General features: G+C 66.3%; 17 protein-coding genes. 7 read left to right on the forward strand and 10 right to left on the reverse strand.

Going from position 1 to position 19,615, the window contains the following annotated elements; all coding sequences use genetic code 11:
- Nucleotides 1-340 precede the first annotated feature (340 nt).
- Nucleotides 341-1,708 carry an adenylosuccinate lyase gene (purB, locus tag SSKA14_RS10225; RefSeq protein ID WP_008265897.1) on the reverse strand — a complete coding sequence of 456 codons (1,368 nt, stop codon included), beginning with the start codon at nucleotides 1,706-1,708 and terminating at the stop codon, nucleotides 341-343.
- A gap of 295 nt (nucleotides 1,709-2,003) precedes the next feature.
- Here purB and SSKA14_RS10230 point away from each other — a divergent pair, with 295 nt between their 5' ends.
- Nucleotides 2,004-3,443 (forward strand): class II fumarate hydratase, encoded by a 1,440-nt coding sequence (locus tag SSKA14_RS10230; protein ID WP_006453168.1) that lies wholly within the window; start codon nucleotides 2,004-2,006, stop codon nucleotides 3,441-3,443.
- 70 nt (nucleotides 3,444-3,513) lie between these two features.
- Here the strand turns inward: SSKA14_RS10230 and SSKA14_RS10235 are convergent, their stop codons facing one another.
- The 6 genes from SSKA14_RS10235 to SSKA14_RS10260 all read right to left on the reverse strand — a co-directional run bounded on the left by SSKA14_RS10235 (nucleotide 3,514) and on the right by SSKA14_RS10260 (nucleotide 7,853).
- Nucleotides 3,514-3,939 (reverse strand): hypothetical protein, encoded by a 426-nt coding sequence (locus SSKA14_RS10235; protein WP_008268359.1) that lies wholly within the window; start codon nucleotides 3,937-3,939, stop codon nucleotides 3,514-3,516.
- Nucleotides 3,940-4,039: 100 nt separating this feature from the next.
- A complete protein-coding gene (locus SSKA14_RS10240) occupies nucleotides 4,040-4,651 on the reverse strand; it encodes a DUF2884 family protein (protein ID WP_008265726.1) in 612 nt (203 codons plus the stop codon).
- Nucleotides 4,652-4,680: 29 nt separating this feature from the next.
- On the reverse strand, nucleotides 4,681-5,568 hold the full coding sequence (locus SSKA14_RS10245; RefSeq protein ID WP_008267040.1) for a DUF4097 family beta strand repeat-containing protein: 888 nt from the start codon (nucleotides 5,566-5,568) through the stop codon (nucleotides 4,681-4,683).
- A gap of 25 nt (nucleotides 5,569-5,593) precedes the next feature.
- Complete coding sequence (locus SSKA14_RS10250; protein ID WP_008266780.1) at nucleotides 5,594-6,622, reverse strand: ABC-2 transporter permease; 1,029 nt, start codon at nucleotides 6,620-6,622, stop codon at nucleotides 5,594-5,596.
- Entirely contained in the window at nucleotides 6,619-7,494 is an 876-nt protein-coding gene (locus tag SSKA14_RS10255) for an ABC transporter ATP-binding protein (RefSeq protein WP_006453096.1), read from the reverse strand. The genes SSKA14_RS10250 and SSKA14_RS10255 overlap by 4 nt, the downstream gene beginning before the upstream one ends.
- Complete coding sequence (locus tag SSKA14_RS10260) at nucleotides 7,494-7,853, reverse strand: GntR family transcriptional regulator (protein ID WP_006453095.1); 360 nt, start codon at nucleotides 7,851-7,853, stop codon at nucleotides 7,494-7,496. Before SSKA14_RS10260 ends, SSKA14_RS10255 begins: the two co-directional genes overlap by 1 nt.
- Nucleotides 7,854-8,468: 615 nt before the next feature.
- On the opposite strand from SSKA14_RS10260, the gene SSKA14_RS10270 reads away from it, so the two are divergent.
- From SSKA14_RS10270 to SSKA14_RS10295, 6 genes are all read left to right on the forward strand, one after another.
- Nucleotides 8,469-9,056 (forward strand): glutathione peroxidase, encoded by a 588-nt coding sequence (locus SSKA14_RS10270; protein WP_040009556.1) that lies wholly within the window; start codon nucleotides 8,469-8,471, stop codon nucleotides 9,054-9,056.
- Between the two features lie 96 nt (nucleotides 9,057-9,152).
- Entirely contained in the window at nucleotides 9,153-10,130 is a 978-nt protein-coding gene (locus SSKA14_RS10275) for an FKBP-type peptidyl-prolyl cis-trans isomerase (RefSeq protein WP_006453093.1), read from the forward strand.
- 23 nt (nucleotides 10,131-10,153) lie between these two features.
- The gene (locus SSKA14_RS10280; RefSeq protein WP_008266079.1) at nucleotides 10,154-11,503 is read left to right on the forward strand and encodes a UDP-glucose/GDP-mannose dehydrogenase family protein; all 1,350 of its coding nucleotides are present in this window, start codon (nucleotides 10,154-10,156) and stop codon (nucleotides 11,501-11,503) included.
- The gene (locus tag SSKA14_RS10285) at nucleotides 11,496-11,738 is read left to right on the forward strand and encodes a SlyX family protein (protein WP_005410256.1); all 243 of its coding nucleotides are present in this window, start codon (nucleotides 11,496-11,498) and stop codon (nucleotides 11,736-11,738) included. The genes SSKA14_RS10280 and SSKA14_RS10285 overlap by 8 nt, the downstream gene beginning before the upstream one ends.
- Before the next feature lie 10 nt (nucleotides 11,739-11,748).
- Nucleotides 11,749-12,429: a DUF2058 family protein gene (locus SSKA14_RS10290; RefSeq protein WP_008266148.1), complete on the forward strand. Its 681-nt coding sequence runs from the start codon at nucleotides 11,749-11,751 to the stop codon at nucleotides 12,427-12,429.
- A 48-nt stretch (nucleotides 12,430-12,477) separates the two neighbouring features.
- Entirely contained in the window at nucleotides 12,478-14,550 is a 2,073-nt protein-coding gene (locus SSKA14_RS10295) for an acyltransferase family protein (protein ID WP_008265894.1), read from the forward strand.
- A 12-nt stretch (nucleotides 14,551-14,562) separates the two neighbouring features.
- Here the strand turns inward: SSKA14_RS10295 and SSKA14_RS10300 are convergent, their stop codons facing one another.
- From SSKA14_RS10300 to SSKA14_RS10310, 3 genes are all read right to left on the reverse strand, one after another.
- Nucleotides 14,563-15,747: an MFS transporter gene (locus tag SSKA14_RS10300; protein WP_008268267.1), complete on the reverse strand. Its 1,185-nt coding sequence runs from the start codon at nucleotides 15,745-15,747 to the stop codon at nucleotides 14,563-14,565.
- A gap of 86 nt (nucleotides 15,748-15,833) precedes the next feature.
- Nucleotides 15,834-18,518, reverse strand: coding sequence for a methionine synthase (gene metH / locus SSKA14_RS10305; RefSeq protein ID WP_008264511.1), 2,685 nt, complete (start codon nucleotides 18,516-18,518; stop codon nucleotides 15,834-15,836).
- Nucleotides 18,515-19,609: a homocysteine S-methyltransferase family protein gene (locus tag SSKA14_RS10310; protein ID WP_008266056.1), complete on the reverse strand. Its 1,095-nt coding sequence runs from the start codon at nucleotides 19,607-19,609 to the stop codon at nucleotides 18,515-18,517. Before SSKA14_RS10310 ends, metH begins: the two co-directional genes overlap by 4 nt.
- Nucleotides 19,610-19,615 lie beyond the last annotated feature (6 nt).

The raw sequence follows: 19,615 nt of genomic DNA on the forward strand, positions 1-19,615 counted from the left end.
CCCTCTTTCAAATTCCGTCCCGACAACCCAATGCTCTTCGATCCGTCACCAGGAATCTGTCAGAGGTGGGTCGGGAGGGGCCAGCGGGACCGTTGGCGCCATGGATGGCGCCATCGAGCCCCCAGGGGTGAGGGCGCTTTGCTTGCGAAGCACTGCTTCGCAAGCGCCCGAACGCACAGCCGCCAGCGGCTGGGCCGGACCCCGGAGGGGGGTTTACGGCGTCCCCCGCGAACCCAACCCGCCCCGCCAAGCACGGCATAACCCAGAGCCGCTGTTGACGTTGCTGTTGCTGCTGCCTGCCGCAGGCAGCGCCCGCGGCCGCCGCCGCAAAGGAAACCCCTTAGATCTTCTTCGCCAGCGACTCAGCCAGGCCGGTGTAGCTGCCCGGGGTCATCTCCAGCAGACGCTGCTTCGCATCCGCCGGCAGCTCCAGCCCCTGCACGAACGCCCGCATCGACTCGGCGGTGATGCCCTGGCCACGGGTCAGCGCCTTCAGCTGCTCATACGGGTTCGGCAGGCCGTGGCGACGCATCACCGTCTGCACGGCCTCGGCCAGCACTTCCCAGGCCGCGTCCAGATCGGCGTCCAGGCGCTGCGGGTTCACTTCCAGCTTGCCCAGGCCCTTGGCCAGCGAATCCAGCGCCACCTGGCTGTGGCCGAACGCGGTGCCCAGCGCACGCAGCACGGTGGAATCGGTCAGGTCACGCTGCCAGCGGCTGATCGGCAGCTTCGCGCTGAAGTGCTCGAACAGCGCGTTGGCGATGCCGAAGTTGCCTTCGGCGTTCTCGAAATCGATCGGGTTGACCTTGTGCGGCATCGTCGACGAGCCGACTTCGCCTTCCTTCAGGCGCTGCTTGAAGTAGCCCAGCGAGATGTAGCCCCAGATGTCGCGGGCCAGGTCGATCAGGATGATGTTGGCGCGGCGCGCGGCATCGCCGATCTCGGCGACGTTGTCGTGCGGCTCGATCTGCGTGGTGTACGGGTTGAACACCAGCCCCAGTCCGGTCACGAAGCGCTCGGCGAAGGCCGGCCAGTCCACGTCCGGGTAGCTGGCCACGTGCGCGTTGTAGTTGCCGACCGCGCCGTTGATCTTGCCGGTCAGTTCGACTGCGGCAATCTGCCTGCGCTGGCGTTCCAGGCGCGCGACCACGTTGGCCAGCTCCTTGCCCAGCGTGGTCGGCGAGGCGGTCTGGCCATGGGTGCGCGACAGCATCGGCTGGCCGGCCTGGGCGTGGGCCAGGGTGCGCAGGGTGGCGGCGATGCCGTCCAGGGTCGGCAGCAGCACTTCGCGGCGGGCCTGTTCCAGCATCAGGCCGTAGCTGAGGTTGTTGATGTCTTCGCTGGTGCAGGCGAAATGCACGAATTCCAGCGCCGGAGCCAGCTCGGCGTCGTCCTTCAGCTGTTCCTTGATGAAGTACTCCACCGCCTTGACGTCATGGTTGGTGGTGCGCTCGATCTCCTTCACGCGCGCGGCCTGGGCCGGGCTGAAGTTGGCGGCCAGGGCGCGCAGGCGGGCGACGGCAGCGTCGGAGAACGGCGCCAGCTCGACGATGCCAGGCTCGGCCGCCAGGGCCAGCAGCCATTCCACTTCGACCACGATGCGGGCCTTGATCAGGCCATATTCGGAGAAGATCGGGCGCAGGGCGTCGACCTTGCCGGCGTAACGGCCATCGAGCGGGGACAGGGCGAGCAGGGCGGAATCGGACATGTCGGCAGGGCGGGGACGAGCGGCGGGGGCCATATTCTACGACGTGCCGGCGTGGTGGTGCCGGCCGCTGGCCGGCAATCACGTCCGGCCCGCGATTCCATGGAGTGCCGGCCAGCGGCCAGCACTACCCCCTGGAGCATGCAGAACGGCCGCGCAGACGGAACGATCTGGCCCGCCCTCGTCATCCCACGCTGCAGGCAAGGGAGTATCGTTGTCGCAGCCGCCAGCCCGGGAAGCGACACCCTGCCAGCCGCCGCTTCCCTTTCCCCAACTGAAGTAGTGCGGAGTTGATGCAATGAGCAAAGCTGCAAGCAAGGGTGCCACCCCGGGATTCCGGATCGAACATGACAGCATGGGCGAGCTGCAGGTGCCTGCCGATGCCCTGTGGGGTGCGCAGACCCAGCGCGCCGTACAGAACTTCCCGGTCTCGGGCCAGCGCATGCCGCGTGGTTTCATCCGCGCGCTGGGCCTGGTCAAGGGCGCCGCTGCCGGCGTCAACGCCGAGCTGGGCCACCTGCCCAAGACCGTGGCCAAGGCGATCCAGGTCGCGGCCGCCGAAGTGGCCGCCGGTGACTGGGACGCGCATTTCCCGATCGACGTCTACCAGACTGGTTCGGGTACGTCCTCGAACATGAATGCCAACGAGGTCATCGCCACCCTGGCCAACCGCGCCGGCAAGGCGGGCAAGACCACGGTGCATCCCAACGACCACGTCAACCAGGGGCAGAGCTCCAACGACGTGATCCCGACCGCGCTGCGCGTGTCGGCGGTGCTGGCCGCGCATGAACAGCTGCTGCCGGCGCTGGTGCACCTGCGCAAGACCCTGGACAAGAAGGGCCGCAGCCTGCGCAAGGTGGTCAAGACCGGGCGTACCCACCTGATGGATGCGATGCCGCTGACCTTCGAGCAGGAGTTCGGCGCGTGGTCGGCCCAGCTCGCCTCGGCACAGGAACGCATCGAGGACAGCCTCAAGCGCGTTCGCCGCCTGCCGCTGGGCGGTACCGCGATCGGCACCGGCATCAATGCCGACCCGCGCTTTGGCGCGCAGGTGGCCAAGGCACTGAAGCAGCAGACGTCCTTCAAGTTCGACAGCGCCGAGAACAAGTTCGAGGGCCTGGCCGCGCAGGACGATGCGGTTGAACTGTCCGGCCAGCTCAATGCGCTGGCGGTGGCGCTGATCAAGATCGCCAATGACCTGCGCTGGATGAACGCCGGTCCGCTGGCCGGGCTGGGCGAGATCGAACTGCCGGCGTTGCAGCCGGGCAGCTCAATCATGCCGGGCAAGGTCAATCCGGTGATTCCGGAAGCGACGGTGATGGCCTGCGCACAGGTCATCGGCCACCACACCGCGATCACCGTGGCCGGGCAGACCGGCAACTTCCAGCTCAATGTCACCCTGCCGTTGATCGCGGTGAACCTGCTCGATGGCATTGGATTGCTGGCCAATGTGTCCACGCTGCTGGCCGACAGCGCCATCGCCGGCCTGAAGGTGCGTGAGGACCGTGTGGCCGAGGCGCTGGCGCGCAACCCGATCCTGGTCACCGCGTTGAACCCGATCATCGGCTACGAGAAGGCGGCGGCGATTGCCAAGCGTGCCTACAAGGAACAGCGCCCGGTGCTGGACGTGGCGCTGGAGGACAGCGGCCTGGACGAGGCCGAGCTGCGTCGCCTGCTCGACCCGGCTGCGCTGACTGCCGGCGGCATCCAGGCCGGTGGCGGTGGCGCCGGCGGTTGATCGAACGGCGTGCGGAGCAAGGTCCGCACCCACCACACGCAGAAACGCCGCCCTCGGGCGGCGTTTTTCTTCAGCGGCGGTCGGCGACGATGTTGCCGAAGGTGTCGGTGTAGTCCTTGAATTCGGGGATGCGCTGGATCAGGTCTGCTGGAATCACCTCCATGCCCTCCGGCGGCTGGATCTTCACCGGCTGCATGTTCGGGTCGGCCGGGGCGGCGACCAGGGTGTTCTGGCGCAGCACCTGCAGCTTGCCGAACATGGTCTGCAGCATCTGCTTCTGCGCGTCGTCCAGCGGAATCTGGATCTCGTCCACCTTCATCGTGCCATCGCCGAGGATGATGATGTTCGGTGCCGGCGGGCGACGCACGGTGACCATGCCTTCGCTGACGGAAATCTTCGGCTTGCCGCGCTCGGCGCGATGGTTGCGGTAATCCTTGTCACAGCCGACCAGGCCCAGGCAGAGCAGGGCGGTCAGCAGCAGGAACAACTTCTTCATGGCATTCGGTTCGGGGGCGTCCGGGGCCGCTATTGTAAGCCCGCCAGCGCAGCCCGGCTGACCGTGGAATGCCAGGGTCGGCCGGGTGCGCTGATTTGACTCACCTGGAGAACGTGGCGCCGTTGTTCTTGCCGCAGTCGTCCACGTCGCTCTGGTCCATGGTTGCGTACGGCTTGAACGCCGGCAGTTCACGCGCCAGTGCCTGTTGGCTGGCCAGCATCGCCGGCAGGCGTTCGCAGATGCGCTTGGCCTGGGCCTCGATCTTTGCCGCCTGGGCATTGACGCGTTTCTCCAGGCCGTCGGTATCGCCACTGAAGATGCCTTTCAGCGCTTCGCCGGCGGCATCGGTGCCGAGCTTGGCACCGGCCACGCCGATCTCCATGCCATCGGCGGCCACGGCCACCACCTGGCTGCGGTAGGCCTGCAGATGACGGCGCTGGCCGGCATCGACCGGGACATCCTTGCCGCCGATCAGCAGGTGGCCGTCGGGCGTGATCTCGGCCCGTGGCTGGTTGGCCGAAGAAATCTTGATGTTGCCCTCGGTGATCTCCTTGCGGGCATCGTCAATGGCCTGCTTGACCGTATCGCCGACACCGCTGGTGGCTTCGGCGACGCTCTTGCCGACGGTCTTGTCCGATGAGGAGGAGGTGCCACCGCAGGCGATCAGCGGCAGGCACAGCAGGGTGGCAGGCAACAGGCGCAACAGCTTCATGGTGGTCCCCTGTAGGTGTCTGGAAGAGGTTACTTGCCGCGCGGCAGGGTGACCCTGCCACTGACGTTGCGGTGCTCGACATCGCCGCTGCCGCTGTGGTCGACGGTCAGGCTGCCGCGCACGCCGTCGACCTGGATGTCGCCCGAACCGTGGCTGCGGACATGCACATCGCCGCCGATGTCGGCCAGGTCGACGCCGCCGGAGCCGACCACGCCGACGTCAACGCTGCCCTGCACGCGCTTGAACTCGATGTCGCCCGAACCGACGGTATCCAGCCGGGCATTGCCGCGCACATCGCTGATCTTCAGGTCGCCGGAGCCGACCGTGCCGGTGCTGGCGTTACCGCTGATATTGCGCACATTGACGTCGCCGGAGCCCAGCGACAGCAGGTTCAGCGAACCACCGCCATCGATGTTGAGGTCGCCCGAACCCACTGCCGCATGGATGTCGCCGCGCGTGCCGCGGGCCAGCGCATCACCAGAGCCGACATCCACGCTGAGCGACTGTGCGTTCTCCACGCTGGCGTCGCCGGAGCCGACCTTGAGCTGCAGCGGCAGGTTGTCCGGCACGCTGCCGCGGATATCCAGCCAGGCGTAGCTGTTGCCGAGGCTGATGCCGCTGTTGCGGCCCTCGCGGCGCAGGCTTACCACCAGCTTGTCGCCCTCCTTGCGCTGGTCCAGCACCAGCTGATCAAGCCACTCCTGGCTGGAGGCACAGGCACGACCGTCAAGCTGGCCACCGCCCTTGCTGGCGACGATCTTCAGGTCATGCTGGTTGACTTCGAACACCACCGCCCGGGCACCGGCCACATCCAGCTTCAACGTGCGCGCAGCAGTGAACTTGCAGTTCGGGGCATCGGTAGCGAGTGCCGACAGCGGCAACAGCAACAACGCGGAACAGGCGAGCAGGGAACGCATGGGTGGTGCCTCCAGGTGGATGGAATCAGATCTCGCCGGCGCGCTTGCGCAGGCGGATGGCGAGGAAGATGAACACTGCACCGACGGCGGCACCGATCCACAGTTCCGGCATCGCCAGCGACTTCAGCTGCGAGGCCGGCGACATCAGGCCAACCACCGATTCGAGATCGCGACGCGAACCTTCACCGGCGCTGAGGCGGTACACCAGGTCCATGCCCGGAACGGCACCCAGCAGCAGGCGGCCAACGATGTTCTGCCAGAACCAGCCGGTGGTCAGCCCGATCAGCGGCATGACCTTGGTGGTGCTGATGATGACGCCGGCGAACAGTGGCAGCATCACCGCCCACAGGAACGGCTTGGTGCGCGCCCAGGCCGAGCACAACAGCAGCCAGCCGGCGGTGGGTAGGGCCCACAGGGCATAGACCGGAATCCAGGCCAGGTGGCCGGCGGCCAGGGTCAGCGGGCTGGCCGGCCCCCAGATCAGCGTCATCGGGCTGCCGCCGTGGGCCAGCGCAACGAGGCTGATCACCAGCATGAAGCCGAACATGGTGATGATGCCGGCGATCACGGCAATCAACGGTGCGATGATCAGTGCACTGATCACCTTGGACAGCACGGTCTGGGTGTCCGACAGCGGCAGCGACTTCCAGAACAGGATGCTGCGGTCGCGACGGTCGTCGTAGAGCGCGCCCAGGCAATAGAAGAACACCACGAAGGCCAGCACCAGGAACGGCCAGGCCGAGCTGAGCACCAGGGTCAGGTCGAGGCCGTTGCCAAGGTCGGCCAGGTCCTTGCCGTTGATGTTGCGGGTGAGCAGTGCCAGGTCCAGGCCATTGACGTTGACGCTTTCGCCATCGACATGCAGCCCGCCACTGCGTGCCGCGCGGTTCAGCGCGAACAGGCCGAAGGCGATGCCGATGCTGCTCATCACCAGCGAGATGAGGCCGGCGATCAGCGGCGCGTAGAGGAAGCCGCCGCGGTTTTCCCAGTACTCGCGCTTGAGCAGCCAGCGCAGGGTACCCAGCGGACTGACGGGGTGGTTGACGGCATTCATGCGTAGGTCCCCTTCATGATGGCGACGAACAGGTCGGCCAGGCCCGGGATGCGGGTCTCGCCAAGGGTCGAAAGCTGGTCGCGTGGTACGCCATCGAACAGCATCACGGTCTTGCCGAACGCCAGGCTGCGCTCGTCGATCGGCTTCAGCGCGCGGGCGGTTTCCAGCTGGTCGGCATTGACCAGCAGCTCGGTGTAACGCTGGCCGACGTCGTCCATTTCCGCATCGAGCACGATGCGGCCATCGCGGATGAACATCACGTCGCTGAGGATGTGCTCGATCTCCTCCACCTGGTGGGTGGTGACGATGATGGTCTTCTGCTCGTCGAAGTAGTCTTCCAGCAGGCGCTGGTAGAACTCCTTGCGGTACAGGATGTCCAGGCCCAGGGTGGGTTCGTCCAGCACCAGGATGCGGGCATCGATGGCCATCACCAGTGCCAGGTGCAGCTGCACGATCATGCCCTTGGACAGTTCGCGCACGCGCTGCCTGGGCTGCAGCTTGGTGTTGGCCAGGAAGCGCTCGCAGCGGGCGCGGTCGAAGCGCGGGTGGACGCCGGCCACGAAATCGATGGCTTCGCGCACCTTCAGCCAGCGCGGCAGCACGGCAACGTCGGCGATGAAGCAGATGTCGTTCATCAGCTCGTCGCGGTGCAGCCGCGGGTCGCGGCCGAGCACATTGAGCTCACCTTCCACCGAGGTCAGGCCGAGGATGGCCTTCAACGCGGTGGTCTTGCCCGCGCCGTTGGGGCCGATCAGGCCGACGATGCGTCCGCTCGGAATGCTGAAGCTGGCATTGTCGAGGGCGACCGTGGTCTTGTAGGCCTTGCGCAGGCCTCGGGCGGTGATGACCGATTCGCTTGCAGTGCTATTCATCAGACTTTCCCCTGGGGCAGCAATTCGTCGAGGCTCAGGCCCAGGCGCTGGATGCGCTCCAGCACCGCCGGCCATTCTTCGTTGAGGAAGCGGTCACGCTCGCTGCTGCGCAGCTGTGTGGCCGCCTGCTCGGTCATGAACATGCCCAGGCCGCGGCGCTTCTCGACCAGGCCTTCATCGGCCAGTTCCTGGTAAGCGCGTGAAACGGTGATGGGGTTGAGTTGATAGTCGGCGGCCACCTGGCGCACCGAAGGCAGGGCATCGCCCGGCTTGAGGATTCCGTCGAGCATCATGGCGATCACACGCTCCTTCAACTGACGGTAGATGGGAGCGCCGTCGCTCCACTGGATGTCGCTCATATTCAGCTCCGTGGGGTCAGCGGCTGGGCGAACGAGAAATACGGCATGGACAGGGAGCTGTGCAGCCGACGCGGGGGAGGGGGGGAGGAGTCGGCGTTCCCTGCCGGCGAAGCGGTTGTGTCCTGTGCACTGGCGGAGGGCAGTGCGGTGGCGGGGGAGGCGGGCACGGCCAGCCAGGTCAGCACGAGCAGGGTGGAAACTGCAGTGACCGCAGGCGCGGTGAGCTTGCGATGCATCCGGGTGTTCATGGCTTCCCCCTGTCTCAGGTGACTGGTGTTGTATGCAACTATAACACCGGCACGCCGCCGTGCAAGTCCTTGCCGGCCCCAACTGATGGCAGGGGTGGTCATATCGCCGAAATATCAAAACAAGCAATTGATTATAAAGGGAAATAAATCTGTCGTGCGGCAAGGGCGCGATCTTGCTCCCATTCAGTGATGTCCATGCGATGTCATCACTGTGCTGCGCTTGGAAGCTGGTCCAGGCAAACGCCATGCCGCGCAAAGCCATCCCGGGCCTGCGCCATCAGGGCGGCAGGGGCCCGGTGCTATAGTTCGGCCGATTCCCGGCCGGTAGCGGCCGGGCCCTGTGAATGGCTACCGCGGACTGTTCCTGATGCCTCTGTCGACCGTTTCCCCGCGCCGCATGCGCGGCCTGTCCCTGCTGGCCCTGATCGTGGCCGGTGTTGCTGGTTCGGCCAGCGCCCTGGCGGCCGATCTGCTCGACCTCGAGTACCGGCCACTGGCCAGCAAGCAGCAGGTCAACCTGCAGCAGCGCTACCACGGGCAGGTGCTGCTGGTGGTCAACACCGCCAGCAAGTGTGGCTACACGCCGCAATACGAAGGCCTGGAGGCGCTGCAGAAGCGCTATGCCGGCCGCGGCTTCGCCGTGCTCGGATTCCCGTCCAACGATTTCAAGGGCCAGGAGCCGGGTGACGAAAAGCAGATCCAGGATTTCTGCACGCTGACCTATGGCGTCAAGTTCCCGATGTTCGAGAAGGTGCACGTGGTCGGGGCCGAGGCCACGCCGCTGTACCAGCGGCTGACCGCTGCGACCGGCGTCGCGCCGGGCTGGAACTTCCACAAGTACCTGGTCGGCCGCGATGGCAAGGTCATCGCCCAGTTCGCCAGCAAGGTCACGCCGGACGATCCGCAGCTGACCGCGGCCATCGACAAGGCACTGGCCGCAGCGGCCACGCATTGATATCCGGCACGCATGCCTCGACATCTCTGGCATGCGTGCGACAATGTTTCTTTTCGCGCCGACGTCGGCGCCCAGACACTTCCAGGAATGCAGCGAATGAAGATGGGAATGCGCGGCGCCGCGGCGTCGGTTCTGATTCTGGCGATGGGCACTTCGGGTGTCGCTCTGTCGCAACAACCGGCTGCCCCCGCAGCCGCCAAGGAGACCGCAACCTTGAATTCCCCCAAGCAGAAGCTCGGCTACGCCATCGGCCTGGACGTGGCCAAGTCGTTCACCCCGATTGCCGATGAGATCGACGTTGCCGCCCTGCGTACCGCGGTGGAGCGCTCGTTCGAAGGCCTGCAGCCGCAGATCACCCAGGAACAGGCCAAGGCCACCGATGCCGCCCTGCGCCAGGTCGTGATGGCCCGCAGTGGCCAGCAGGTACCGGGCGTTGCGCCGGGTTCGCAGCCGCCGAAGGTCGATCGCGTCAAGGTGTCGCAGATGATCGGTTCGTACTCGGTCGGTCCGTCGTTGGCGCAGCTGAAGGACGACATCGACGTCGCCTCGCTGTTTGACGCGATCAGCACCGGTCTGAACAAGGGCCAGCCCAAGATGACGGAAGCTGACGCGACCGCCACCATCCAGGCCTTCATGGGCAGCAAGCAGGCTGAAATGCAGGCCAAGGCCGCCGCAGCCGCGCAGACCAACCGCGAAGAAGGCAATGCCTTCCTGGCCAAGAACAAGACCCAGCCGGGCGTGGTGACCACCGCGTCGGGCCTGCAGTACCAGATCATCCGCCCGGGTAGCGGCGAGCGTCCGCTGCCGAGCAGCAAGGTGCGCGTGAACTACGAAGGCAAGCTGCTCAACGGCACCGTGTTCGACAGCTCCTACGGCCGCCAGCCGGCCGAGTTCGGTCTGGACCAGGTGATCAAGGGCTGGACCGAAGGCGTCGCGCTGATGCCGGTGGGCTCGAAGTACCGCTTCTGGATTCCGGGCAACCTGGCCTACGGCGAAAACGGCACCCCGGGTGGCCCGATCGGCCCGAACGCAACTCTGACGTTCGACGTCGAGCTGCTGGGCGTCCTGCCGTAAGCGACCACGGAGCCTGCACGGACATGCGCGTTGCGATTTTCGGTACCGGTTATGTAGGGCTGGTGACCGGCACCTGCCTGGCCGACGTTGGTCATCAGGTGGTCTGCGTCGATATCGACCAGGCCAAGGTCGATGGCCTCAACCGGGGCATCATCCCGATCTATGAGCCGGGCCTGGAGCCGATGGTGAAGGCCAACCATGCCGCGTCGCGGCTGGCGTTCACCACCGATGCGGCGGCCGCCATCGAGCATGGCCAGGTGGTGTTCATCGCGGTGGGCACCCCGCCGGACGAGGATGGCAGCGCGGACCTGCAGTACGTGCTGGCCGTGGCCCGCACCATCGGCCGGCACATGAGTGTGCCGACCGTGGTGGTCAACAAGTCGACGGTGCCGGTCGGCACGGCCGACAAGGTGCGTGCCGCCATCGCCGAGGAACTGGCCGCACGTGGCGCGGACATTACCTTCGACGTGGTGTCCAATCCGGAATTCCTGAAGGAAGGCGACGCGGTCGCCGACTGCATGCGCCCGGACCGCATCATCATCGGTGCGACCAGCGAAGAGTCGGTGGCGGTGATGCGCCGCCTGTATGCGCCGTTCAACCGCAACCACGACCGCGTGGTGGAAATGGACGTGCGTTCGGCCGAGCTGACCAAGTACGCGGCGAACGCGATGCTGGCGACCAAGATTTCGTTCATGAACGAAATCGCCAACATCGCCGAGCGCGTCGGTGCCGACGTCGAGCAGGTCCGCCAGGGCATTGGCTCCGACCCCCGCATCGGCTGGCATTTCATCTACCCGGGTGCCGGCTATGGTGGCTCGTGCTTCCCGAAGGACGTGCAGGCACTGGCCCGCACCGCCCAGCAGCATGGCCTGGAGCCGAAGCTGCTGAACGCGGTGGAGGCGGTCAACGAATCGCAGAAGGGGCATCTGTTCGCCCTCATCCAGCGTCACTACGACAGGGGCGAGGATGAAGGCGTGCGCGGCAAGACCTTTGCCGTGTGGGGCCTGGCCTTCAAGCCGAATACCGACGACATGCGCGAGGCATCCAGCCGCCGCCTGCTGGCACAGCTTTGGGAAGGGGGCGCCACCGTGCGTGCCTACGACCCTGAAGCCATGCATGAATCGCAGCGGATCTTCGGCGAGCGCGATGACCTGGTGTTCTGCAACAGTGCCGATGACGCGCTGCAGGGGGCCGACGCGCTGGTCGTGGTAACCGAGTGGAAGCAGTTCCGCAGCCCCGATTTCCAGAAGCTGCGCGAGCAGCTGAAGGACGCGGCGGTATTCGACGGGCGCAACCTGTACGAGCCGGCTGAAGTGGAAGCGGCAGGCCTGGCCTACTACGGCATCGGCCGGGGGCGCTCGCTGCATGTCTGATCTGCTGCCAACCGAACGCGAGCAGGCGCTGGAAGCGCGCCTGGTCGAGCTGGAAATGCGCGTGTCCTTCCAGGAACAGGCGCTGGCCGAACTGAGCGATGCGCTGGCCGATGCCCGCATGCAGGGCATGCGCAACGCCGATGTGTTGCGCGTGCTGCTGGAAGACCTGGGCAAGGTCCGCAACGCACTGAACTCTTCCGATCCGGCGAGCGAACCGCCGCCGCCGCACTACTGATCCGAACCCTATGAGCGATACCCTCCGCGACCAGCTGATGGGTCTGGGCTTCAAGCCCGCACCCAAGCCCGAGCGCAAGAATGATGGCCCCCGCCGTGATGGCCGCCCGCAGGGCAAGGGTGGCAATGGCAATGGAAAGCCGCGGGGCGCTGGCAAGGGCGAACAGAAGCCCGGCGAGCGTCGTGGCCATGGTCATGGCGGCGCCGGCAAGCCCGGCCCGTCGCGTGGCCCCGGCCAGCAGGGCCCGCGCAAGCCGCGCAGCGCCGAAGAGATGGACCTGGCCAAGGCCTACGCCATCCGTGCGCAGAAGGAAAAGGAAGAGCGCATCGAGACCGAGCGCCTGAAGCAGGAAGAAGCACGCATCCGCCGCGAGGCGAAGGCCAAGCTGGAAGAACTGCTGAAGGACAAGAGCCTCAATGCCGAAGCGGCGGACATTGCCCGCCACTTCCCGTATGGCGGCAAGATCAAGCGCATCTACGTGACGGCCGAACAGCTGACCGCGCTCAATGCCGGTGAACTGGGCGTGGTGCAGCTCAATGGCCGTTACCTGCTGGTGACCGCCGAGGTGCTGTCACAGTCCGAAGCGGTGTTCGCCGCGTCGGTCGCGCTGAAGGTCGACCCGAACGCGCCGGCCGAGGAAGATCCGTACGCGGACCCGCAGTACCAGGTGCCGGACGATCTGGTCTGGTAAACGCGTGACCGCCGCGGGCGCGCTGCCGTCGCGGCCGTGGGGGAAGGGATGACCGCTGATCCGAGCCGCGGCTACGTGCCGCACATTGACGGCCTGCGTGCGATCGCCGTGCTGGCTGTCATCGTGTTCCACCTGGACCCGGCCTGGTTGCCAGGCGGGTTCACCGGCGTGGATGTGTTCTTCGTCATCTCCGGTTTCGTAGTCAGCGCGTCGGTACACCGGCTACCGCCGCTGTCGCTGGGCCAGTCGATGCTGCGCTTCTATGCGCGCCGCATCCGTCGCATCGCGCCGGCACTGCTGGCCTGCCTGTTGCTGACTGCCGTGGCGAGCGTGCTGTTCATTCCGGAGTCCTGGCTCAGTGAAGCCAGTGACAAGACCGGGCTGATGGCGTTCTTCGGCTTCAGCAACTGGGTGCTGGCGGCGATCGGCAACGATTACTTCGCACCCAAGGCCGAGTTCAATCCCTACACCCATACCTGGTCGCTGGGCGTGGAAGAGCAGTTCTACCTGCTGTTCCCGCTGTTGTTCCTGGCCTGGGCGCGTGGTACACGCGGGCGCTGGATTAGTCTGGGTCTGTTCGCACTGGTCAGCATGGCGTCGCTGCTGCACGCTGCGGTACTGGGCCTGCGCGAGGCGCCGCCATCGTGGGCGTTCTATGCCACCAGCACCCGCCTCTGGCAACTGGGAGTGGGCGTGCTGCTGTTCCAGCTGCTGCATGTGCGCGAATCGCTGGACCCGGCATCCGGCCAGGTACTGAAGCGCGCTGCGCCAGTGTTCTCCCTGCTGGCCATGGTGGCGCTGGGCCTGCTGGGGTGGGCGCTGTGGTCCGCGCGTGCAGGGCGTTCGCCGTGGCCTGACGGCCTGCTGCCGGCCTTCGCCGCCGCAGGCCTGCTGTGGGCGCTGCATCATCATCCGCAGGCATGGGTGGCGCGCCTGTTGGCCAGCACTCCGATGCGCCGCGTCGGCCTGCTGTCATATTCGCTTTACCTGTGGCACTGGCCGGTGTTCGTGCTGATGCGCTGGACCGTGGGCCTGCAGACACCCTGGCAGATGACCGCTGCGATGGCGTTGGTGCTGCTGCTGTCATGGCTGTCGTGGCGCTGGGTGGAACAGCCGTTCCGCCGCACGTTTGCGCAGCGCCTGCGTCCCGGGCGTTGGGTGCTGGCTGGCGTGGTCGTATTGCTGTGCGCCGCCGGCATCCAGACAGTGCTCTACCTGCAGGCGCCGCGGCTGTCGTTGAGCACGGTCAGCCGGCATCCTGCCGATTGGTATCCCAATGGCAAGAGCGTGGCCGGTGACTATCCCGATTGCGCCCTGGTGGCCGCCAAGCATCGTTTCGAAGGCGGCAGTGCGCGGACCTTTGCTCGTGGAGACTGCGACAGCCCGCTGCCGGTCGGTGCGCCGAAGCGGGTGTTCGTTGCCGGTGATTCGCATGCGATGGCCTACATCGAGCTGTTGCAGCGGCTGGCGCTGGAAACCGGCTCGGAGGTCTCTCTCTATGGCCGCGGCGGATGCCCGCAGGTGAGCCTGCAGAAATGGCGCGGCGCCGGTGCCGGTTGCGCTGATTTCGATGCCGCGGTGTTCGCCGACATCGCGCGGCGTGCGCAGCCGGGGGATGCCGTGGTGCTGGTGTCGTTGCGGGTGCCGCGCCTGTCCGATCAGTTCGTGCTGTTCGATGCACAGGCGCAGCTGGCGGGCGAGCGGACTGCGGAAGCGGCGGCAGGGCGCCAGGCCGAAGTGGCCGAGGCGATCACGCAGTGGAGGCCACTGGCCGAGCGCGGAGTGCGCATCGTGCTGGAGGCTCCCAAGCCGGTGCTGCCGGCGCCTCCCTATCGTTGCTCGGACCGCTTCAATGCCCGCAACGAGGTCTGTCGCAACGGCCTGGACAGCACACGCGAGGCGATGGAAGTGCTGCGGGCACCGATGCTGGGCAGCCTGCAGCAGGTGGTTGATGGCCTGCCAGGCGGCGCGCTGTGGGACCCGATGCCGGTGCTGTGCGACGACGCGCTGTGTCCCGCGCAACGCGATGGCCGCCCGCTGTTCTTTGATGGCGATCATCTCAGTGCGCATGGCAATCGCGTGCTGCTGCCCTCGCTGCAACAGGTGCTGTTGCAGCGCTGAACCGGGAAGGGGTCAGCGCGCGCGGCCGTTCCGTCGCGCACGGATCAGCGGCAGGCTCAGCGCGAAGAAGCACAGCAGTGCACCGACCAGAGCGAAGCCACTGCCGGCCAGGAATGCGGTGCGACCGTCGTCGATCTTCCACAGCTGGCCGGCGATGAGCGCACCCAGCACGCCACCGACGCCGGAGGAGAACCCATACAGCAGGCCCTGGCCATGGCCATTGAGGCGGCCGGGGAAGTAGGTCGCCAGCATCTGCATCGCGGCCGCGAAGAAGGCGGCAAAGCCCAGCGCGTGCGCGGTCTGCGCCAGCAGCATCACCGGCAGGTTTTCCGGGAACAGCGCGGTGACCGCCCAGCGCAGGCAGGAGCTGACCAGGGCGATCAGCAGCATCCAGCTGGCGTCGTAGCGGCGGAAGAAGCGGCCGATGGTGAAGAACACGCCGACTTCGAACACCACGCCGACGGTCCACAGCAGGCCGAGCGTGGACGTGCGGTAGCCGTGATGGTCCATGTAGACCGAGAAGAACGTGTAGTACGGCCCGAACGACAGCTGCTCCATGAACGCGGCCAGGAAGAACGCCAGCACCGGCGGGCGCCGCACGATCTGCCAGAAGCCGCTGGAGTCCCCCTCGGCCTTGCCGATACCCCGTGCGTACTGGTTGCTGAAGGCGGATGCCACCAGCAGGACGAACAGCGGCAGCATCATCCACGGCAGCAGCCCGGCACGGCTGGCCGAGCCGTCACCTTCGATCAGCCAGCCGAACAGGGTGACGATGGCGATGAAACCGAGAGATCCCCAGACCCGGATCAGCCCGTAGCGATGGCTGTCCCTGCCCAGGTGGGTGAGGGTGATCGATTCGAACTGCGGCATCACCGCGTTGTAGAAGAAGCAGAACACCACCATCGCCGGGTACATCCACGGCTGTGGCAAGGGCAGCAGGAAGGCGGCAAAGCTGAGCAGGGTCAGTACACAGCCGATGCGCAGCAGGCGGATCGGTCGTGGCGAAGCCGCTGCCAGTGAGGTCCAGGTGCTGGGCGCGACCACGCGGGTGGCGTACCACAGCCCCATCATCACGCTGATCGCGGTCACGCTCATGCCGCGCGCGGTCAGGAACAGGCTCCAGTACGGAGTGAACGCGCCGAGCGCCGCGTAGTAGAACAGGTAGAAGCTGGAGAGACGGGCAACGGGAACGGTCATCGCGGAATGATGAAGCAAAAAGGGGACGGAGGGGATCAAGTCGCTTGTGCCACAAACGACTTGATCCCCTCCGTCCCCTTTGTGTGTCATTCGGGGTCGTAGTCGAGATTGGAGGCCAGCCAGCGTTCGGCCTGGGCGCGGTCCACGCCCTTGCGCCGGGCGTAGTCGCCGACCTGCTCGCGGCTGAGCCGTCCGACCACGAAGTACTGGCTCTGCGGGTGGCTGAAGTAGTAGCCCGAGACAGCGGCCGTGGGCAGCATGGCGAAGCTCTCGGTCAGTTCCATGCCGGCATTGGCCTCGGCCTGCAACAGGTCGAAAAGGCGGCGTTTCTCACTGTGCTCAGGGCAGGCCGGATAGCCGGGTGCCGGACGGATGCCGCGGTACTGCTCGTCGATCAGGGCTTCGTTGCACAGCGCCTCGGCGTGGTCGTATCCCCAGAATCCGGTACGCACGCGCTGGTGCAGGCGCTCGGCCAGGGCCTCGGCGAAGCGGTCGGCCAGCGCCTTCAGCAGGATCGCGTTGTAGTCGTCATGCTCGGCCTCGAAGCGCGCCACGTGCGCATCGATGCCGATGCCAGCGGTGACCGCGAAGGCGCCGATCCAGTCCTGCTTGCCACTGTCGGCCGGGGCAACGAAATCGGCCAGGCAGAAGTCCGGGCGCTCGGCCGGCTTGTCGACCTGTTGGCGCAGGAAGTGCAGGGTGGTTTCGCCCTGCGGGTGCTGCACGCGCACGTCGTCGCCGATGCTGTTGGCCGGCCACAGCCCGAACACCGCCTTGGCGGTCAGCCACTTTTCATCGACGATGCGATCGAGCATCTCGCGGGCGTCCTGGTACAGGTCGCTGGCCTGGGCGCCGACGATCTCGTCGGTGAGGATGGCCGGGAACTTGCCGGCCAGTTCCCACGCCTGGAAGAACGGGGTCCAGTCGATGTAGTCGACCAGCTCCGCGAGCGGATAGTCGTCGAACACATGCAGCCCGGGCTGGTTGGGTGCAGGCGGCGTGTAGGTGTCCCAGCCGCCCTGGAACTTCTGCCCGCGTGCATGTTCCAGCGAGACCAGGCGCTTGGCATCGCCTCGGTTGCGGTGGCGCGCGCGGATCTCAGCGTAGTCGGCCTCGTTTGCGGCGACGAAGGCGTCGCGCAGGTCGCGCGAAATCAGCGACTGCGCAACACCGACCGCGCGCGAGGCGTCCTTCACCCAGATCGTGGGAGCCTGGTAGTGCGGGTCGATCTTCAGCGCGGTATGCGCGCGCGAGGTGGTGGCGCCGCCGATCAGCAGCGGCAGGTCGAAGCCCTGGCGCTGCATCTCGCGAGCGACATGGCTCATCTCTTCCAGCGAGGGGGTGATCAGCCCGGACAGGCCGATGATGTCGGCATGATGCTCGCGTGCGGCATCGAGGATTTTCTGCGCCGGTACCATCACGCCGAGATCGATCACCTCGAAATTGTTGCAGGCCAGGACCACGCCAACGATGTTCTTGCCGATATCGTGCACATCGCCTTTCACCGTGGCCATGATGATGCGGCCATTGCTCTTGGCCGAATCGCCGCTGCGTGCCTTCTCTGCCTCGATGTAAGGCAGCAGGTAAGCCACCGCCTTCTTCATCACGCGCGCGGACTTCACCACCTGTGGCAGGAACATCTTGCCGGCACCGAACAGGTCGCCGACGATGTTCATGCCATCCATCAGCGGCCCTTCGATCACGTCCAGCGGTCGGCTGGCGGCTTGCCGGGCCAGCTCGGTGTCTTCTTCGACGTACGCATCCAGCCCGTGCACCAGCGCATGCGCCAGGCGCTGCGCCACCGGCTTCCCGCGCCAGGCCAGGTCTTCGGTTTTCGCCGCGCCCTTCCTGCCCTTGTAGCGTTCGGCGATCTCCAGCAGGCGCTCGGTGGCGTCGCTGCGGCGGTTGAGGATCACGTCCTCGACGCGCTCGCGCAGCTCCGGCTCCAGCTCATCGTAGATCGGCATCGCACCGGCGTTGACGATGCCCATGTCCATGCCCGCGGCGATCGCGTGGTACAGGAACACCGAGTGGATCGCCTGGCGCACCGACTCGTTGCCGCGGAACGAGAAGGACACGTTGGAGACGCCGCCGGAGACATGGCAGTGCGGCAGCGTCTGCTTGATGATGCGGGTGGCTTCGATGAAGTCGACCGCATAGTTGTCATGCTCTTCGATGCCGGTGGCGACGGCGAAGATGTTCGGGTCGAAGATGATGTCCTGCGGCGGGAAGCCGATCTCGTCGACCAGGATGCGGTAGGCGCGGGTACAGATCTCGACCTTGCGCGCGCAGGTATCGGCCTGGCCGCTTTCGTCGAAGGCCATCACCACGGCGGCGGCGCCATAGCGCAGCACCTTGCGTGCGTGTTCGCGGAACTGCGTCTCGCCTTCCTTCAGCGAGATCGAATTGACCACGCTCTTGCCCTGCAGGCACTTCAGGCCGGCTTCGATCACGCTCCACTTGGACGAATCGACCATCACCGGAATACGCGCGATGTCCGGCTCGGACATGATCAGGTTGAGGTAGCGGGTCATCGCCGCTTCCGAATCGATCAGGCCCTCGTCCATGTTGACGTCGAGGATCTGCGCGCCGCTGGCCACCTGCTGTCGGGCCACATCGACGGCTTCCTCGTAGCGGCCTTCCTTGATCAGCTTGCGGAACTGCGCGCTGCCGGTGACGTTGGTGCGCTCACCGACGTTGACGAACAGCAGGTCCGGGGTGATGACCAGCGGTTCCAGGCCGGACAGGCGGGTATACGACGGGGTGCTCATGCGGCCTGCTGCTCCTGGTTGCCGGGCAGGGCGCGCGGCGGCAGGCCGGCGACCGCTTCGGCAATGGCGCGGATGTGGTCGGGGGTGGAACCGCAGCAGCCGCCGACCAGGTTCAACAGGCCATCCTCGGCGAAGCCACGCAGGGTGGCCGACATTTCTTCGGGCGTTTCGTCGTACTCGCCGAAGGCATTGGGCAGGCCGGCATTGGGGTGGGCGCTGACGTGGCAACCGGCAACCTGGGAAAGGGTTTCCACGTGCGGTCGCATCGCTGCGGCACCCAATGCGCAGTTCAGCCCGATCGACAGCGGCCGCGCATGCGCCAGCGACGCGTGGAAGGCCTCGGCGGTCTGGCCGGACAACGTGCGTCCGGAGGCATCGGTGATGGTGCCGGAGATCATCACCGGCAAACGTGCACCGCGCGCATCGAAGGCCTCTTCCAGTGCGTACAGCGCGGCCTTGGCATTGAGCGTGTCGAAGATGGTTTCGACCATCAGGGTATCGGCGCCCCCGTCGATCAGGCCCTCGATCGCTTCGCGGTAGGTGTCGCGCAGCTCGTCGAAGCTGGTGTTGCGGTAGCCCGGGTCGTTGACGTCGGGGCTGATCGAAGCGGTACGGCTGGTCGGGCCGATCACCCCGATGACGAAGCGTGGCTTGTCCGGCGTGGTGGCTTCGACCGCATCGCAGCACGCGCGTGCCACTGCGGCCCCCGCTTTGTTCAGCTCGTACACCAGGTGTTGCAGGTGATAGTCGGCCTGGCTGACCGAGGTTGCGTTGAACGTATTGGTCTCGACCAGGTCCGCGCCGGCTTCGAGGTAGGCCGTGTGGATGTCGGCGATGACCTGCGGCCGGGTCAGCAGCAGCAGGTCGTTGTTGCCCTTCAGGTCATGGCCTTCCGGCATGCCGTGGTCGCAGCCGGGGCCATGGGCATGGTCGTAGCCACCCGCGAAACGCTCGCCACGGTAATCGTCCTCCTGCAGGCCGTGGCGCTGGATCATCGTGCCCATCGCACCGTCGATGATCAGGATCCGCTCGCGCAGCGCGTCAAGCAGGGCATCGGCACGATCAGGATGCAACCAGGGCAGGGCGGACATGCGGTC

This window comes from Stenotrophomonas sp. SKA14, assembly GCF_000158575.1.
In the GTDB taxonomy this organism is placed as follows: Bacteria; Pseudomonadota; Gammaproteobacteria; order Xanthomonadales; family Xanthomonadaceae; genus Stenotrophomonas; species Stenotrophomonas forensis.

Excerpts from the sequence above, each read along its gene's own strand:
- metH (WP_008264511.1), bottom strand. The coding sequence starts at position 18,518 with ATGAGCACCCCGTCGTATACCCGCCTGTCCGGCCTGGAACCGCTGGTC.
- SSKA14_RS10240 (WP_008265726.1), bottom strand. The coding sequence starts at position 4,651 with ATGAAGCTGTTGCGCCTGTTGCCTGCCACCCTGCTGTGCCTGCCGCTG.
- SSKA14_RS10250 (WP_008266780.1), bottom strand. The coding sequence starts at position 6,622 with ATGAATGCCGTCAACCACCCCGTCAGTCCGCTGGGTACCCTGCGCTGG.
- purB (WP_008265897.1), bottom strand. The coding sequence starts at position 1,708 with ATGTCCGATTCCGCCCTGCTCGCCCTGTCCCCGCTCGATGGCCGTTAC.
- SSKA14_RS10285 (WP_005410256.1), top strand. The coding sequence starts at position 11,496 with ATGTCTGATCTGCTGCCAACCGAACGCGAGCAGGCGCTGGAAGCGCGC.
- SSKA14_RS10270 (WP_040009556.1), top strand. The coding sequence starts at position 8,469 with ATGCCTCTGTCGACCGTTTCCCCGCGCCGCATGCGCGGCCTGTCCCTG.
- SSKA14_RS10290 (WP_008266148.1), top strand. The coding sequence starts at position 11,749 with ATGAGCGATACCCTCCGCGACCAGCTGATGGGTCTGGGCTTCAAGCCC.
- SSKA14_RS10300 (WP_008268267.1), bottom strand. The coding sequence starts at position 15,747 with ATGACCGTTCCCGTTGCCCGTCTCTCCAGCTTCTACCTGTTCTACTAC.
- SSKA14_RS10275 (WP_006453093.1), top strand. The coding sequence starts at position 9,153 with ATGAAGATGGGAATGCGCGGCGCCGCGGCGTCGGTTCTGATTCTGGCG.
- SSKA14_RS10310 (WP_008266056.1), bottom strand. The coding sequence starts at position 19,609 with ATGTCCGCCCTGCCCTGGTTGCATCCTGATCGTGCCGATGCCCTGCTT.
- SSKA14_RS10260 (WP_006453095.1), bottom strand. The coding sequence starts at position 7,853 with ATGAGCGACATCCAGTGGAGCGACGGCGCTCCCATCTACCGTCAGTTG.
- SSKA14_RS10255 (WP_006453096.1), bottom strand. The coding sequence starts at position 7,494 with ATGAATAGCACTGCAAGCGAATCGGTCATCACCGCCCGAGGCCTGCGC.
- SSKA14_RS10230 (WP_006453168.1), top strand. The coding sequence starts at position 2,004 with ATGAGCAAAGCTGCAAGCAAGGGTGCCACCCCGGGATTCCGGATCGAA.
- SSKA14_RS10280 (WP_008266079.1), top strand. The coding sequence starts at position 10,154 with ATGCGCGTTGCGATTTTCGGTACCGGTTATGTAGGGCTGGTGACCGGC.
- SSKA14_RS10235 (WP_008268359.1), bottom strand. The coding sequence starts at position 3,939 with ATGAAGAAGTTGTTCCTGCTGCTGACCGCCCTGCTCTGCCTGGGCCTG.
- SSKA14_RS10295 (WP_008265894.1), top strand. The coding sequence starts at position 12,478 with ATGACCGCTGATCCGAGCCGCGGCTACGTGCCGCACATTGACGGCCTG.
- SSKA14_RS10245 (WP_008267040.1), bottom strand. The coding sequence starts at position 5,568 with ATGCGTTCCCTGCTCGCCTGTTCCGCGTTGTTGCTGTTGCCGCTGTCG.